Source organism: Amycolatopsis sp. cg13 (assembly GCF_041346965.1).
Lineage (GTDB): Bacteria > Actinomycetota > Actinomycetes > Mycobacteriales > Pseudonocardiaceae > Amycolatopsis.
In genome coordinates, this window is sequence record NZ_CP166848.1 from 3,278,992 (window position 1) to 3,294,390 (window position 15,399).

Annotated in this window: 16 protein-coding genes; 6 read left to right on the forward strand and 10 right to left on the reverse strand. The window is 68.5% G+C overall.

Annotated elements, in window-relative coordinates; all coding sequences use genetic code 11:
- The first annotated feature begins 57 nt into the window (after positions 1-57).
- Complete coding sequence (locus AB5I40_RS14805) at positions 58-1,578, forward strand: DUF4139 domain-containing protein (protein ID WP_370939068.1); 1,521 nt, start codon at positions 58-60, stop codon at positions 1,576-1,578.
- A 4-nt stretch (positions 1,579-1,582) separates the two neighbouring features.
- Here the strand turns inward: AB5I40_RS14805 and AB5I40_RS14810 are convergent, their stop codons facing one another.
- Entirely contained in the window at positions 1,583-2,014 is a 432-nt protein-coding gene (locus tag AB5I40_RS14810) for a CBS domain-containing protein (protein WP_370939069.1), read from the reverse strand.
- Between the two features lie 89 nt (positions 2,015-2,103).
- On the reverse strand, positions 2,104-3,522 hold the full coding sequence (locus tag AB5I40_RS14815; protein ID WP_370939070.1) for a PLP-dependent aminotransferase family protein: 1,419 nt from the start codon (positions 3,520-3,522) through the stop codon (positions 2,104-2,106).
- An 81-nt stretch (positions 3,523-3,603) separates the two neighbouring features.
- On the opposite strand from AB5I40_RS14815, the gene AB5I40_RS14820 reads away from it, so the two are divergent.
- The gene (locus AB5I40_RS14820; protein WP_370939071.1) at positions 3,604-4,182 is read left to right on the forward strand and encodes a TIGR03086 family metal-binding protein; all 579 of its coding nucleotides are present in this window, start codon (positions 3,604-3,606) and stop codon (positions 4,180-4,182) included.
- Here the strand turns inward: AB5I40_RS14820 and AB5I40_RS14825 are convergent.
- A complete protein-coding gene (locus tag AB5I40_RS14825; RefSeq protein ID WP_370939072.1) occupies positions 4,175-5,080 on the reverse strand; it encodes a neutral zinc metallopeptidase in 906 nt (301 codons plus the stop codon). The two genes, AB5I40_RS14820 and AB5I40_RS14825, sit on opposite strands and share 8 nt — an antisense overlap.
- Before the next feature lie 107 nt (positions 5,081-5,187).
- On the opposite strand from AB5I40_RS14825, the gene AB5I40_RS14830 reads away from it, so the two are divergent.
- Positions 5,188-7,197, forward strand: coding sequence for a prolyl oligopeptidase family protein (locus AB5I40_RS14830; protein WP_370939073.1), 2,010 nt, complete (start codon positions 5,188-5,190; stop codon positions 7,195-7,197).
- On the opposite strand, the gene AB5I40_RS14835 is transcribed toward AB5I40_RS14830, so the two are convergent.
- From AB5I40_RS14835 to AB5I40_RS14845, 3 genes are read right to left on the reverse strand one after another with little or no spacing between them, the layout of a single operon-like run.
- Entirely contained in the window at positions 7,194-7,781 is a 588-nt protein-coding gene (locus tag AB5I40_RS14835; protein WP_370939074.1) for a hypothetical protein, read from the reverse strand. The two genes, AB5I40_RS14830 and AB5I40_RS14835, sit on opposite strands and share 4 nt — an antisense overlap.
- 53 nt (positions 7,782-7,834) lie before the next feature.
- Positions 7,835-8,323, reverse strand: coding sequence for a hypothetical protein (locus AB5I40_RS14840; protein WP_370939075.1), 489 nt, complete (start codon positions 8,321-8,323; stop codon positions 7,835-7,837).
- 5 nt (positions 8,324-8,328) lie between these two features.
- Positions 8,329-9,150, reverse strand: a complete 822-nt coding sequence (locus AB5I40_RS14845; RefSeq protein ID WP_370939076.1) for a trypsin-like serine protease — start codon at positions 9,148-9,150, stop codon at positions 8,329-8,331.
- A gap of 136 nt (positions 9,151-9,286) precedes the next feature.
- On the opposite strand from AB5I40_RS14845, the gene AB5I40_RS14850 reads away from it, so the two are divergent.
- From AB5I40_RS14850 to AB5I40_RS14860, 3 genes are read left to right on the forward strand one after another with little or no spacing between them, the layout of a single operon-like run.
- Positions 9,287-9,844: a TetR/AcrR family transcriptional regulator gene (locus AB5I40_RS14850; protein ID WP_370939077.1), complete on the forward strand. Its 558-nt coding sequence runs from the start codon at positions 9,287-9,289 to the stop codon at positions 9,842-9,844.
- A gap of 5 nt (positions 9,845-9,849) precedes the next feature.
- Positions 9,850-10,380, forward strand: a complete 531-nt coding sequence (locus tag AB5I40_RS14855; RefSeq protein ID WP_370939078.1) for a DUF4865 family protein — start codon at positions 9,850-9,852, stop codon at positions 10,378-10,380.
- 11 nt (positions 10,381-10,391) lie between these two features.
- The gene (locus AB5I40_RS14860) at positions 10,392-10,784 is read left to right on the forward strand and encodes a tautomerase family protein (protein WP_370939079.1); all 393 of its coding nucleotides are present in this window, start codon (positions 10,392-10,394) and stop codon (positions 10,782-10,784) included.
- A gap of 15 nt (positions 10,785-10,799) precedes the next feature.
- Here AB5I40_RS14860 and AB5I40_RS14865 read toward each other — a convergent pair whose 3' ends face one another.
- From AB5I40_RS14865 to nrdR, 4 genes are all read right to left on the reverse strand, one after another.
- The gene (locus AB5I40_RS14865; RefSeq protein WP_370939080.1) at positions 10,800-11,228 is read right to left on the reverse strand and encodes a cytotoxic translational repressor of toxin-antitoxin stability system; all 429 of its coding nucleotides are present in this window, start codon (positions 11,226-11,228) and stop codon (positions 10,800-10,802) included.
- Positions 11,225-11,641 carry a prevent-host-death protein gene (locus AB5I40_RS14870; protein ID WP_370939081.1) on the reverse strand — a complete coding sequence of 139 codons (417 nt, stop codon included), beginning with the start codon at positions 11,639-11,641 and terminating at the stop codon, positions 11,225-11,227. Before AB5I40_RS14870 ends, AB5I40_RS14865 begins: the two co-directional genes overlap by 4 nt.
- 163 nt (positions 11,642-11,804) lie before the next feature.
- Positions 11,805-14,621: a vitamin B12-dependent ribonucleotide reductase gene (locus tag AB5I40_RS14875; protein WP_370939082.1), complete on the reverse strand. Its 2,817-nt coding sequence runs from the start codon at positions 14,619-14,621 to the stop codon at positions 11,805-11,807.
- Between the two features lie 38 nt (positions 14,622-14,659).
- Complete coding sequence (gene nrdR / locus AB5I40_RS14880) at positions 14,660-15,151, reverse strand: transcriptional regulator NrdR (RefSeq protein WP_037809784.1); 492 nt, start codon at positions 15,149-15,151, stop codon at positions 14,660-14,662.
- Between the last annotated feature and the right edge of the window lie 248 nt (positions 15,152-15,399).

Below are 15,399 nucleotides of genomic sequence, written 5' to 3' on the forward strand. Positions count from 1 at the left end.
GAGCAAGTTGAGAGTTCCGTCAACCGCAAGTCGCGTCAACCGACTAACGTCGGAGCCATGGACGCACCGATAGTCACGGTTACGGTCTATCCGCAGAACGCGCGCGTCACCCGTCGCTGTCAAGTCACTCCGGCTGACGGGTCCCGCGTAGAGATCACGGGGCTCCCCCTGTCGCTCGACGCTGCTTCGGTGCGCGTGAGCGGCGCGGGCGACGCCTTGGTAACTGGCGTCGACGTCGCGTACGCGCAGCACGCCGCGCCTGCCGACCCGACGCTGCGCGCGCTCGTGGAGCAGCGACGCGCGGACCAAGCGACTGTCGACGAGGTCGCGGACGACGAGAGCGCTGCTGCGGCACGCGTCGACCTGTTGACCGGAGTCTCGCGACGCAGCGGAGCAAGCTTCGCGAAGGCGTTGGCCGGAGGCGACGCAGAACCTGGGCGTGTCCAGGAAGTGAGCGAAGCGCTCAGCACGCAGTTAGCCGTGGCGCTCAAGGAACGTCGTGCGCTCGCGACGAGGCTGGAACGGCTGCGCGAAGACCTCGCCGCGTTAGACCGGCAGATCGAAACTCGCAGCGCACAGTCCGAACAGGACAGTTCGACGATCACCGTGGAACTGGAATCCCCTGCCACCGCCGAAATCGAACTGTCCTATGTGGTCCCCGGCGCGCGCTGGGAACCCGGATACGACGTCCGAGTACGCGGTACCGACGTCACGGTCACCTCGTACGGACTCGTCAGCCAGCACACCGGCGAGGACTGGCCGGAATGCGAGCTGACGCTGTCTACGGCCCGCCCGGCGAACACCGTTGTGATCCCGGAACTCCAGCCCTGGTACCTGGATCGGCAACAGCCCGAGCGACGGTCGATGGTGCCGCCCGCGCCCGCAGCGATGGCGTACGGCGGCGCAGCACCCGCCGGTCGAGACGGCTTCGCCGCGCACCTCTCCGCAGTAGAGCAAGGCACCACCGCGGTCACCTACCGCCCGGCGCGCCCGGTCGCGATCCCGTCCGGCGCACAAGGTCACCGGACGACGCTCGCGCAGCTAGACCTCACGGCCGAACTCGACTACGTGACCGCACCGACGCAGGCCGCGGAGGCCTACCTGCGCGCGAAGGTGGTCAACACCGCCGAGCACACGCTTCGCGCGGGTCGCGCCGCGGTGTTCCACGAGGCCGAATTCGTCGGCAGCACGCAGCTGGAGCTGTGGGCTCCCGGCGAAGAACTCGAACTCGCGCTGGGCGTCGACGACCGGATCCGCGTCGAACGCGAACTGGTCAAGCGCAGTGCCAGCAAGGCGACGTTCTCCACGCAACGCCGCCGCGAAGCCGACTACCTGACGACCGTGACCAACCACAGCCCGCGCGAAGCCGTGGTAGCCGTGCTCGACCAGGCCCCGGTCTCCCGGGACGACTCGATCACGGTGCGGGACCTGCGGCTGAATCCGGAACCGGTCGAGCGCACCGAACTGGGCCAGTTCACCTGGCGGCTCACGATCGCGCCCGGGGCGTCCGCCACGGTCTCGCTCGGCTACCGGGTGGACGTCGCGAAGGGCGTCGAACTCAGCGGCTGGCGCGAGTGAGGGGTCAGCCCTGGGAGATGTAGGCCTCCAGCTGTTCCTGGCTCTGCTCCAGCTGCTCCATCCGGATCTTCACCACGTCGCCGATGCTCACGATCCCGGCGAGGCGCCCGCCGTCGAGCACCGGCACGTGCCGGATCCGCCGTTCGGTCATCACCACGCTGAGCTGGTCCACCGGATCGTCCGGGGTGCAGCTGGCGACCATGGTGGTCATGATGTCCGCGACCGGCCCCTGCAGGACCGAAGGCCCGTGGTCGTTGAGCTTGCGCACGACGTCGCGTTCGGACACGATCCCGGCGATCCCGCCTTCGGCGTCCACCACGACCATCGCGCCGACGTTGTGCCGGGCGAGCCCCGCCAGCAGCTCGGCGACCGTCGTCCCCGGCGACACTGTGGCGACCGTCGCGCCCTTGCGCTGAAGCACATCCGCAATCCGCATGGCGATGCCCTCTCCTCGGTGAGTCGGGTCACATCAGGTTAGGGCCCCGCTGCCGTGTGCGAAAGTCCAGCGGGATGCGTCCGTTCGTGCTAATGCGCTCGTCCGTCGAACACCCGGCGCAACCGGGCGAGCCCGGGGCCGATCTGATCGGTGGCGATCGCGCCGTAGCCGAACAGCAGCCCGTGCCGCCGCGCCGCCACGGAGAAATCGCCGAGCGAGAACAGCCGGACGCCCGCCCCGGTCGCCTTCCGCGCGAAGCCGCGCAGGTCCCGGTCCGCCGACGCGCTCAAGTGCAGACCGGCCGACGCGGGCACCGGCTCCAGCACGTCGCCGAATTCTGCGCGCAGGCCGTCCACGAGCAGGTCGTGGCGGGCGCGGTAGATGCCGCGCATCCGGCGGACGTGGCGGGCGAACCCGCCCTCGGCGATGAACGCCGCGACCACCGCCTGCTCGATCCCCGGGGAATGCCAGTCGGCGAGGTACTTCGCCTTCACGATCGCTTCGGCGAGAGCAGGCGGCGCGGCGAGAAAACCCAGCCGCAGCGCGGGCGACAGGACCTTCGAGAACGAGCCGACATAGACCACCCGGCCGTGAGAATCCAAGCTGTGCAACGGTTCCAGCGGACGTCCGGAGTAGCGGAACTCGGTGTCGTAATCGTCCTCGACCACCACGGCCCCGTTGTCCTCAGCCCAATCCAGCAACGCTCGCCGGCGAGACGGCGACATCGCGACACCGAGCGGATACTGGTGCGACGGCGTCACGTGCACCAGACGAGTGCCCGGCGGAATCGCGTCGACCACGATGCCCTCGTCGTCCACTGGAACCGGCTCGACGCGGACTCCGAGCGTGCCGAGCAGCAGGCGCGGCGGCGGATAACCGGGATCCTCGACCGCAGCCAGATCGCCGGGCCGCAACAGGACGCGGGCGACGAGGTCGATCGTCTGCTGCGCGCCCGAGGTGATCACGAGATGTTCGGGGCGTACGCGAACGTTCCGGGACACCGCGAGGTGCCGCGAGAGTTCGGTGCGCAGCCGGGGATCGCCTTGCGGTTCGCCGTAAGTCATCAGCTCCGCGCGGGTACTGCGCAACGACTGGGTCATCAGGCGACGCCAGGTGTCGAACGGAAACAGCCGCACATCCGGGACTCCGGCACGGAAATCGAACTCCGGCGGGTCCGTGAACGCCCGAGGCGGCGCGGGCACGTCTGTCCACTCTGGACGCGGCTGGACTCCCTCGGCGAGCCCGGCCGGTTCGACAGGGCGCGGCGCGGCGCCGGCCCGCACGTAAGTACCGGCTCCGACCCGGCCGGTGAGGAATCCTTCCGCGGTGAGGCGTTCGTACGCCGCGGTGACGGTGGTGCGCGAAACGGCCAGCTGGTGCGCCAGCTCCCGGGTCGGCGGCAGCGCGTCGCCGTCGCGGAGCCGCCCGTCGAGCACCGCTTCGCGGATCTGTCGGTAGATCTCGTCGCGGTGGCCGCGGGTGCCGGACAGGTCCAGGTGCAGGTCCACTCGTCCAGCCTAGATTGGTCCACCGCAGTTGGCTCCGCTTTGGCTCTCTTCCTGGACCGATCCGCCGGTTAGCGTGAGCCCATGACCACGTTCGACCTCGACCGGCAGTCCCTCCTCGTCCTCGACCCGATCGTCGCGAAGACCACCGCGGCGGACCTCGACCGGTCCACGCCGTGCGCCGGCTGGACGCTCGCTGATCTGCTCCGCCACCAAGTCAGCGAAAACCGCGCCTTCGCCGAAGCAGCGCGCAACGGCTCCGCGAAGGACTGGGACAGCGGTCAGCTCGGCGAAGACCCGTACACCGCGTACGCAGCTTCGGTGACCGACTATCTCGCCGCGTACGGCGAAGCCGACGTCGCGGAACGCCAGATCGCCATCAACACCTTCGGCACCTTCCCCGGCACAGTCGCGATCGCGATGCACCTCGTCGACACAGTCGCGCACGGCTGGGACCTAGCCAAGACCCTCGACGTCGCCTACGACCCGGTGCCGGAAGCGGTGCACGCCGCCCTGCAATTCGCGCTGATGATCCCGACCGACCCGAAGGAACGCGTCGAGCGCGGAACCTTCGCGCCGGTAGTGCCGGTCAGCACCGACGAAAGCGAACTGGACCAGTTCCTCGGGTTGCTGGGCCGCGACCCGCAGTGGCGGGTCAGCTGACCTTGTCCGCCGAAGCCGACCAGGTGTCGCAGGCGGACGGGCCGGCTCCGGTGTAGCCCGCCTTCGCCCAGGCCAACTGGTTCGCGCGGGTGCCGTGGTCGCCGCTGTCGTCGGCTCGGCCGTAGTCGGCGACAGCGGCGTTCGCGGTGGCCCGGCTGATCGACCCGTGGTCCGCCGCGGCGTTGAGGAACAGCGCGCCGAAGCAGTTGGCCTGCAGCTCGATCCGGCGCACGACGGCCTTGTCCGCGTCGCTGGTCGGCTCCGGCGAACCCATCTCCGCGCTCGCCGCGTCGAGGATGCCGCTCTCGCGCTGGACGTGGTGGCCGTACTCGTGCGCGAGCGTCGCCAGGTGCCGGGCCCGGCTCAGCCCGGCGTCCGACAGCATCCAGTCGGTGGGCGCGTAGATCGTGGCGTCGCCGCCGCAGTAGTACGCGACCGCTTCGTCCCGGGACGGCGCGTTGCCGCAGGCGCTGGTCTTCGGCAGCGTGACCGACACCTTGACCGGCAGGTTCGGCTCGTCCGCTTTGTCCAGCGCGGGCTGCCACGCCTGTTTCAGGCAGCCGACCAGCGCGGTGTAGAAGGTCTTGAGCTGCTCCGCGTCCCGGCTCAGATCCGGCAGATCGCACGACACCCGGCCGAGCGCGACGCCCTCGGCCAGCAACGGATTGCCGCTGAGCTTGCGCACCGGTTTGGCGTCCTGGCGGTCCGGCATCGCGTCGGCGTCCGGGGCCGCGATCGCGTGCCCGGACACCTCGTGCGGCACGACGGCCATGAGCGCGAGCGTGGCCGCGACGATCGCCACCGCGGCGACGGCGCCCAGCGCTTTGCCCGCTTTTCGGCGCGGCGGCGGTGGCTGCGGTCCTGCGGGAGGCCACGGGCCCCCGGCGTAATACGTCATTCCTCCCCCTCCCGGCCAGCATACGGAGACCGCGAGCCGCCCTGGATCACGAAACGGGAACGCCGGGCTCCTGGCCTGATCCGCGACCGGCAGCGAGACTGGACGTTATGACTGTCGAAGATCCGTACCTGTGGCTGGAAGACGTGACGGGCGACGAGGCGCTCGAATGGGTCCGTTCGCGCAACGCGGAGACGCTGGACGTGCTCACCGCGAGCGAGAGGTTCGGGCAGCTGCGGGACTCGATCCGCGAGGTGCTCGACGCGGGCGGCCGGATCCCGTACGTCGTGCGCCGGGGGACGCACTACTACAACTTCTGGCAGGACGCCGAACACCCGCGCGGGCTGTGGCGGCGCACCACGCTGGAGCAGTACCGCACGGAGGAACCGGACTGGGAGATCCTGCTCGACGTCGACGCGCTCGCCGCGGCCGAGGACGAGAACTGGGTCTGGAAGGGCGCCGCCGTGCTGCGCCCCGGACACCGGCTCGGCCTGGTCCAGCTGTCGCGCGGCGGCGCGGACGCGACCGTCGTCCGCGAGTTCGACCTCGACGCGCACGAGTTCGTGGCGGACGGCTACACCCTGCCCGAGGCGAAGCACCGGATCGGGTGGATCGACGCCGACCGGGTGTACGTCGGAACCGACTTCGGCCCGGGCTCGCTGACCACGTCGGGCTATCCGCGGCTGGTGAAGGAATGGCGGCGCGGCACCCCGATCGAGGACGCGGTGCTGGTCGCCGAGGGCAAGCCGGACGATGTCGCGGTGATGGGCGTCCACGACCCGACCGAGGGTTTCGAACGCGATTTCGTGCGCCGTGCGATCGACTTCTACCGCACCGAGTATTTCGAGCGGACGCCGTCCGGACTGGCCAAACTGGACCTGCCCGAGGACGTCGAGGTGTCCACGCACCGCGAATGGCTGCTCGTGCACCCGCGCAGCGCGTGGACCGTCGGCGGCGCCGAGCATCCTGCGGGCACGCTGCTCGCGATCAGCTACGACGCGTTCAAGTCGGGCGACCGCGACTTCATCGCGCTGTTCACCCCGGACGCGCACACGTCGCTGGACTACTACGCGTGGACCCGCAACCATCTCCTGCTCGCGACTCTGCACGACGTCAAGTCGGAGCTGCGCGTGCTGACGCCGGGCCCGGACGGCTGGGCCGAGGCGGAATTGGGCGGTGCGCCGGAATTCGGCAGCGCGCAGATCGTGGACACCGAACCGGACGTCGATGACGAATACCTGGTGGATTCCTCCAGCTACGTCCAGCCGTCCACGCTCACCCGCGGCGTCGTCGGCGGCGACGTCGAGGTGCTCAAGCAGGCTCCGGAGTTCTTCGACGCGACCGGGATGGAGGTCAGCCAGTACTTCGCGACGTCGGACGACGGCACGAAGATCCCCTACTTCGTGGTCCGCCCGCCGGGCGCGGAAAACGGCCCCACGCTGCTGTACGGCTACGGCGGTTTCGAGGTTTCGCTGACTCCGTCGTACGGCGGGGTGGTCGGCCGGTCCTGGCTGTCGCGCGGCGGCACGTACGTGGTCGCGAACATCCGCGGCGGCGGCGAATACGGTCCGGAATGGCACATGCAGGCGGTGAAGGAGAACCGGTACAAGGCGTACGAGGACTTCGCCGCGGTCGCGCGCGATCTCGTCGCACGGGGCATCACGACGAAGGAACGGCTCGGCATCCAGGGCGGCAGCAACGGCGGGCTGCTGATGGGCGTCATGCTCACCCGCTACCCGGAGCTGTTCGGCGCGATCGTGTGCCAGGTGCCGTTGCTCGACATGAAGCGCTACCACCTGTTGCCGGCCGGGGCCTCGTGGATGGCCGAATGGGGCGACCCGGACGTCCCGGAAGAGTGGGAGTACATCTCGAAATACTCGCCGTACCACAACGTTTCGGCGGACGTCGGTTATCCGCCGATCCTCTTCGTGACCTCGACGCGCGACGACCGCGTGCACCCCGGGCACGCGCGCAAGATGGTCGCCCGGATGCGCGAGCAGGGCCACGACGTGGAGTACTTCGAGAACATCGAAGGCGGTCACGGAGCAGCCGCGGACAACGAACAGCTCGCGTTCCGTTCGGCGGTCGCGTACGAATTCCTCTGGTCGAAGCTTTCCTAGACCAGCCCCCGGGGCCGCGCCCGCACGCGCGGCCCCGGGCGTACCGACGGTCCTCTGTGGACATCCGCGAGCGCTCGTTCGAACTGAGCCCAGGCGTCGGTGACGAACGCGAGCCACGGCGTACCGAGCCGCCGCAACGCCCGCCCGTGGCCGACTAGTACGCCGCCGGTTTCCAGTACCGCTCTGGCTCGCCATCTCGCGCTCGCGGTGATTCTTTGCCGCCGCAACCGATCCACGTGACAGCCGAGCCGCCGTTCCAACCCGGCGAACACGCGAGCGGCGACCTCCGTGGTGACCCGATCGCGGGTGCCGTCCCGCAACGCGCGGTAGTAGCCGAGCGCGAGAACGTCGGCGATCAGCTGACTCATCACGTCGCTTTTCCCCGGCTGGCTCGCGGTTTCGAGCAATTGGGCGACCAGCCGCCGGTCTTCCGCAGTCAGTTCGTCCGGCTGGTGCTGGAACCGCCGGACGCTGCGCGCCACCACCGGATCCAGCCGCACCCCGCTCCCCCACGCCGGCTGCGGCCGGACCTTCCGCCGCCGCGCCTCCGCCTCGAACACCGAACTCCACTCCACGGCGGTCATGCTGCCGCGTGGATGTGCCGTTGCGGCGGGGAGGTTGTGGAGATTCGGTGGAGCTACGGGACGAACAACCCCACGGCGGCCCAGTGGAACACTTTCGGGTCGCCTAAACCGGATTCGGTGAGCCATCGGGCCGCCTGACGGGCAGCGTCCTCGCTCTCGATCAGCCCGTGCCGTCCAGGCACGATGCCGGTGGCTGCCCGGACGTCGTCGACCAGGCCGCCGAGGCAGCGCCAGGTGTGCCAGAGTCCCTCGTCGTAACCGACCAGCTCGAAGCCGAGCAACTCGCCGGACGTGCTCGCACCTTCCGCGATCCGCCCGACGACGACGCTGGTCTCGCGATTCCAGCCGTCCGCGATGATTTCGCTGACGATCGGCCCGGCTTCGTCCGGCCTGAAGCCCACCTCGAGCACGTGAAGCCCGGTCTGCCGAGCGAAGGCGAGATCGCGGAACCAGTCGTCGTGCACCTCCGCGACGCACTCGCTGATCGACACGAATTCGCTGGTCCGCCGCACGGCGCGGTAGCCCGCCGACACGAGAGTCACAGCCGCTAGTTTCCTCCCCGATTCGCCCAGATCGTCCGCCGGATCCAGTCGGCGTACGCGGGCACGCTGCTGTACAGCCCCGGCCCGCCCGCACAAGCCGACCGCGCGGTGCCCGGCCCCGAAGTCACCCCGATCAGCTCCCACCGTCCGCCGGCTCCGCGCCGGATTTGCGGGCCGCCGGAGTCGCCGATGCACGCCATCGCTTCCGGCCTCGGGCTGACCGTGCACAACCGCGTCCGACCCGCGTAGCCCGGGGCGCATTCGGACTCCGCGCCGCGCCGGACGTCCAGTTCCTGCAACCGTTCCGGGAACTTTGCTTTGGCTGCGTCGTTCGTGTCCACGGTGGTGCCGAACCCGAGCAGCCGCGTCGGCGTCCCGGGCACACCTGGCCTCGACGCCAGCCGGATCGGACTCTCGGCAACCGGACGGTCCAGCTTGATCAACGCGACGTCGTTGCGGTTGAAGGGAATCGTCTCGCTCTGCAGCGCGTAGCCCGGATGCGTGATCACCTGCGCGATCCGCCGGACGGTCCCACCGGAATGCTGCCGCTCGCTGCCGATCCGGACAGTGCCGTCCGGAGTCACGAGGTTCGCGTCCACACAGTGCCCCGCGGTCAGCACCCACTGCGGGTCGATCAGCGAGGCACCGCACACGCCGCGGTCGCCGGTCTGGCTGACTGTCTCCGGTATGGACGCCATGAACGAGTAGCGCTGTGACGAATCACCGCCCTTCACGATCGCTTCGGCAGTGCCGGTCGAGAACAAGGCGGTGCACACCGCGGCGGCCATCGTCACGGCGACCGCCCGGCGGCCAGCAGACTTGATCACGGAGAAGTCCTTTCGTTCGCTTCCCGGTCAGCCTGCCCGGGCAAGATCATCCGAACCATGCGGTCAGCCGGTCTCTCCGCGGTAGGGTCTGCCCCCATCGCTTGTCTCTGTACCTACTAGTATGTACGCTGTGGCCATGTCCACCAGAGACCAGCTCATCGCGAGCACCCAGGACCTGTTGTGGGAGCGGGGGTACGTCGGCACCAGCCCGAAGGCGATCCAGCAACGCGCCGGGGCCGGGCAGGGCAGCATGTACCACCACTTCACCGGCAAGGCGGACCTGGCGCTCGCCGCGATCCGGCAGAACGCGGACGATCTGCGCGCCTCCGCCGAGGCCGCGTTCACCCAGGGCACCACCGCGGTCGAACGCGTCTCCGCCTACCTGCTGCGCGAACGAGACGTCCTGCGCGGCTGCCCGGTCGGCCGGCTGGCACTGGATCCCGAGATCGTCACGAACCCGGAATTGCGTGCGCCGCTTGAAGAAACGTTCGACTGGCTGCGCGGCCGCCTCGCCGAAGTGCTCGCCGAGGGCATCGCAAACGGCGAACTCGAGAGCGATCTCGACCCCGCCGCGACGGCAACCACGCTGGTCGCGGTACTGCAAGGCGGGTACGTCCTCGCCCGATCATCCGGCACGGTCGAGCCGTTCGACCAAGCAATCCGCGGAGCACTCGCCCTTCTCGGCCGACGGTGACGCCGATGTACGCGATGCAGTACGAAATCGACCTGCCCGCCGGATACGACATCGAACACCGAGTCGCGACCCGAGGCCATCGCACCGACACATTCCCCGGTTTGGGACTCAAGGCGTATCTGGTGCGCGACAACCAGTACGCGCCTTTCTATTTGTGGACCGACACCGCCGGAATGAGCCAATTCCTCTGGGGCGGCGGCGGATTCGACGGCATAGTCCAGGATTTCGGCCGCCCGCCAGTGCAGCATTGGACCGGCGCTCGCTGCCTGCCTGGTCCGGCGCGCGCGACCGCCCCAAGCTTCGCGACCAAACGCGTGCGCCCGCTGTCATCGGGGTCTGCCGCGATCGAACGCGAACTCGACGAACTCGCGCACCTGTCCCAAAACCCGGCCGTGCACACCACCGCGCTGGCCATCGACCCGCACCGCTGGGAAGCCGTGCGCTTCACCCTCTGGACCACCACGCCGGACGAGGACACCGACGTCCGTTACCGGGTTCTTCACCTGTCCCAACCGAATCTCGACCAGCTGAGCTGAAAGGTCCTCCCATGCCGCTCGTCCGCATCGACGTGCTGTCCGAACCCAATGCCGACCGCCTCCCCGCAATCGGCGAAGCCGTGCACCAGGCGATGACCGAAACCATCGACGTCCCCGTCGACGACCGGTTCCAGATCCTGAACAGCCACGCCGCCGACCGCCTGCGCTACGACCCGGGCTACTTCGGCGTCCACCGCGACGACGACATCGTGTACATCGCCATCACCTTGCGCGCCGGGCGCACGAACGAGCAGAAAACCGCACTGTACCGACGAACGACGGAACTCATCGCCGAGTCGACGGGGATCGAGCCGAGGAATGTGTTCTTCAGCTTGACGGAAAACCACGAGGTGGACTGGTCGTTCGGCGAAGGGGTCGCACAGATGCTGCCGTCAGCGCCCTGAAACGTCGTCGCCTGATCAAGTGTTTTCGGTCCAGTAACGCTGAACCCTGGCCACCGCCTCGTCCTTGCTCATCCCGGCCACCTCGGACTCTTCGAGGCCCACGCGCGAGAGCAGCAAGTACACGAGATCGGCGGGCAGGGCCTCGGCCGGTGGCTCAGGTGTCCCGCGAGCCGGTTTGACGCCGTCCTGCACGCAGGACCAGAAAACTGGTTCGTCGACGTCGAGCTGGTCACGGAGAATGTGCTTCCACAGGCTCGGTCCATAACCGCTGCGGTCGACCGGATGCGAGATGCGGGTACGCAGAATCCGGCCGTCGACAAGATCTAGTTCGTACGTGACGTGATGCGTTCCCGTTCGCCCGCGAGCGTCGCGCACTCTGCGCCATTCTTCAACCTTGCAGAACGTCTCGTGGTCGTCGCGGGTCGGCTGGGGCCAGGAAGTCATTGCACGGCACCGACAAGCCACTCGCGTAGCTGCGCGTCGTCGCTGAAGCTGATCAGCTGCACCAGCCCCCAGTTGTCCCGGTGATTCGGAGCGTTCAGCAAACGCTCCTGCCAATCCTCCGCGTACTCCCGCAGTGCGTCGACCATTTCGTCGACCGCCTCGTCGAACGACGCGCCGTCCGCGGACACCGGCAGCCCCGGGATGAACACCGACCAGCCGCCAGCCTCGGGGACGACTTGAGCGTGCGACGGAACGACCGACGCGAGGACGTGGCGCAAGCGCACGACATCCACCACGGCGGTCGTCGCGGAATCGCGCCGAACTGTCGCGACGAGCCCTTTCTCAGCAGCATCCAGCAAATCTTTCAAATGTGCACGCGCATCGGTGTAGGTGTCGTAGTGCACAGCGGACATGTCAGCCTCCCAGCCGGTCCCCACCAGCATGCCTCGCGAAAGCAAGTACGTCAAGTACGTGACGTACTTGGACGGGCAGCGCAGCTGTCAGCAGACGAAAACCGGGGCTGAGGCAGCACAGCTGCCCCAGCCCCGACCAGTCGTTCAGGTATCGAAGAAACGCTTAGCTGCAGCCGGAAGTAGCCCCGCAGCCCTCGCAGGCGTAGCACGATCCGGCGGGCCTCATCTTCGTCCCGCAGGTCATGCAGAGCGGTGCGTCGGCCGCCTTGCCGAGGTGCAGTTCCATCAGCTCGGCCGTGCTGTGCGCGTCACGCGACGAAGTGTCCGTTGTGGACTCTTCCGCGCGGGCGGGCGACGAATCCACACTGCTGCGCAGCGCCTCGATCTCGAGGTTCTGCCCGCCGTAGTTCGCCTCGACCTCCGCCGAACGCTCGTCCGCGGTGAAAATGCCCAGCTGGGCCCGCTTTTCGTACGGCAGGTAGTCGAGCGCCAAGCGGCGGAACAGGTAGTCCATGACGCTCGTGGCGATCCGGATGTCCGGGTCGTCGGTCATGCCCGCCGGTTCGAAACGCAGGTTCGAGAACTTCGAGACGTAGAACTCGAGCGGGATCCCGTGCTGCAGGCCGACCGAGATCGACATCGAGAAGGCGTCCATCACGCCGGACAGGGTGGAGCCCTGCTTGCCGAGCTTCACGAAGATCTCGCCGAGACCGTCGTCCGGGTACGAGCCCGCGTGCAGGTAGCCCTCGGCACCGCCGACCGTGAACGACACCGTCTGGCTCGGGCGCTTCTTCGGCAGGCGACGGCGCACCGGGCGGTATTCGACGACCTTCTCCGGCTCGGTCTCGGCCGCGGCTTCCTTCTTCTTGCCCGTGGACAGCGGCTGGCCGACCTTGCAGTTGTCGCGGTAGATCGCGAGCGCCTTGAGGCCGAGTTTCCAGCCCTGGAAGTAAATCTCCTCGACGTCCTCGACGGTCGCCGACTCCGGCATGTTGACCGTCTTCGAGATCGCGCCCGAGATGAACGGCTGCACCGCGGCCATCATCCGCACGTGGCCCATCGGCGCGATGGACCGGTCGCCGACCGCGCAGTCGAACACCTCGTAGTGCTCGGGGCGCAGGCCCGGCGCGTCGACCACGTGGCCGTGCTGCGCGACGTACTCGACGATCGCCTCGACCTGCTCTGCCTGGTAGCCCAGCACCCGCAGCGCGCGCGGCACGGTCTGGTTCACGATCTGCATGGACCCGCCGCCGACGAGCTTCTTGAACTTCACCAGCGAGAAGTCCGGCTCGATGCCCGTGGTGTCGCAGTCCATCATGAAGCCGATGGTGCCGGTGGGCGCGAGCACCGAGGCCTGCGCGTTGCGCCAGCCGTTGCGGGTGCCCAGTTCGATGCCCTGCTGCCATTCCTGCGACGCGAGCGCGCGGACCGCCGCGTCGTTGCTGTGATAGGTGCGGACCAGCTCGTTGGCCGCGGCGTGCTTACGCATGACGCGCTGGTGCGCCTCGGCGTTGCGGGCGTAGCCCTCGTACGGTCCGACGACGCCGGCCAGCTCGGCCGAACGACGGTACGACACGCCGGTCATCAGGGACGTGATCGCGGCGGCGAGCGCGCGGCCGCCCTCGGAGTCGTACGCGTGGCCCAGCGCCATCAGCAGCGCGCCGAGGTTGGCGTAGCCGATGCCGAGCTGGCGGAACTTGCGCGTGGTGTCGGCGATCGGCTCGGTCGGGAAGTCGGCGAAGCAGACCGAGATGTCCATCGCGGTGATGACGAACTCGACGGCCTTCGCGAACAGCGGCGCGTCGAACGTGCCTTCTTCGGACACGAACTTCAGCAGGTTGAGCGACGCGAGGTTGCAGCTCGAGTTGTCGAGGTGCATGTACTCGCTGCACGGGTTGGACGCGGTGATCCGGCCCGATTCGGGGCAGGTGTGCCAGTCGTTGATCGTGCTGTCGTACTGGATTCCCGGGTCGGCGCATTCCCACGCCGCCTGCGCCATGCTGCGGAACAGCTTCTTCCCGTCGGTGCGGTCGATGACCTCGCCTGTGAGCCGGGCGCGCAGGCCGAAGTCCGTGCCGTTCTCGACGGAGTGCATGAACTCGTCGGAGACGCGGACGGAGTTGTTCGCGTTCTGGTACTGCACCGACGAGATGTCGGAACCGGAGAGGTCCATGTCGAACCCGGCGTCGCGGAGGACCTTGATCTTTTCCTCTTCGCGCGCCTTGGTCTGGATGAACTCCTCGATGTCCGGGTGGTCGACGTCGAGCACGACCATCTTCGCCGCGCGCCGGGTGGCTCCGCCGGACTTGATGGTGCCCGCGGACGCGTCGGCGCCGCGCATGAACGAGACCGGGCCGGAAGCGGTGCCGCCGGAGGTGAGCAGCTCCTTCGAGGACCGGATCCGCGAGAGGTTGAGGCCCGCGCCGGAGCCGCCCTTGAAGATCAGGCCTTCCTCGCGGTACCAGTTGAGGATCGACTCCATCGTGTCGTCGACGGCGAGGATGAAGCAGGCGGACACCTGCTGCTTCGAGGACGTGCCGACGTTGAACCACACCGGGGAGTTGAAGCTGAAGACCTGGTGCAGCAGCATCCAGGTGAGTTCGTGCTCGAAGATTTCGAGGTCGGACGGACCGGCGAAGTAGTCGTGCTCGGCGGCGGCCTTCACGTAGGTGCGCACCACGCGGTCGATGAGCTGCTTGAGGCTGCTCTCGCGCTGCGGGCTGCCGACCGCGCCGCGGAAGTACTTGCTGGTGACGATGTTGGTGGCGTTGACCGACCAGAACTCGGGGAATTCGACCCCGCGCTGCTCGAAGTTGACGCTGCCGTCGCGCCAGTTCGTCATGACGACGTCGCGGGTCTCCCACGCGACCTCGTCGTAGGGGTGGGTCCCCTCGGTGGTGAAGACCCGCCGGACGGTGAGGCCTTTGTTCGGCTTCTTGTTCTGTCCGGCCGCAGCGCCGGTTCCCACGGTTTCGGTCATGCGGTCCTGTCCCTCGCTCCCCGCGACCCGGTGACGGCTCAGTCGTCGCCGGCGCGCTCGCCTTCCTGGTCCTCCGCAGTTCCCGCCATGGCTTTCCGCAGGTCCGAGATCTCCTTCTCGAAGTCCTCGACCGAGGAGAAGGAGCGGTAGACGCTGGCGAACCGGAGATACGCGACGCCGTCCAGTTCCCGCAGCGGGCCGAGGATGGCGAGGCCGACCTCGTGGCTGGGGATCTCGGCCAGTCCGGCGGAACGGATCGACTCCTCCACGCGCTGCGCGAGCTTCTGCAGCGCGTCGTCGTCGACCGGACGGCCCTGGCAGGCCCTCCGCACGCCGTTGACCACCTTGTCCCGGCTGAACTGCTCGGTGGCTCCGGACCGTTTGACCACGGCCAGCACCATCGTCTCCGACGTGGTGAAACGCCGGCCGCACTCGGCGCACGAACGCCGCCGCCGGATCGCCTGTCCCTCGTCCACCTCTCGGGAGTCGACGACCCGAGAGTCCGCATGCCGGCAGAACGGGCACCTCATCCGCCGATCACCTTCCCCTCCGCGCCGGTCGATTCCTGTCCCAACCGGCCCCTGCCGCCACGCTACGGCCTGGACCGCGGTCACCGCGCGCGACCCCGCGCCTGGTGATCGACTTGTGGACACCCGGTGGGCAACTGCCGGCCGGCTGTGGACAACTGCCGCCAGTCTACCCCTACCTGTGGACCAACTACAGCGGTGTAACTACTAGATATAGGGGTAGACCATAGATCGCCTCCGGGGCGGGCGCA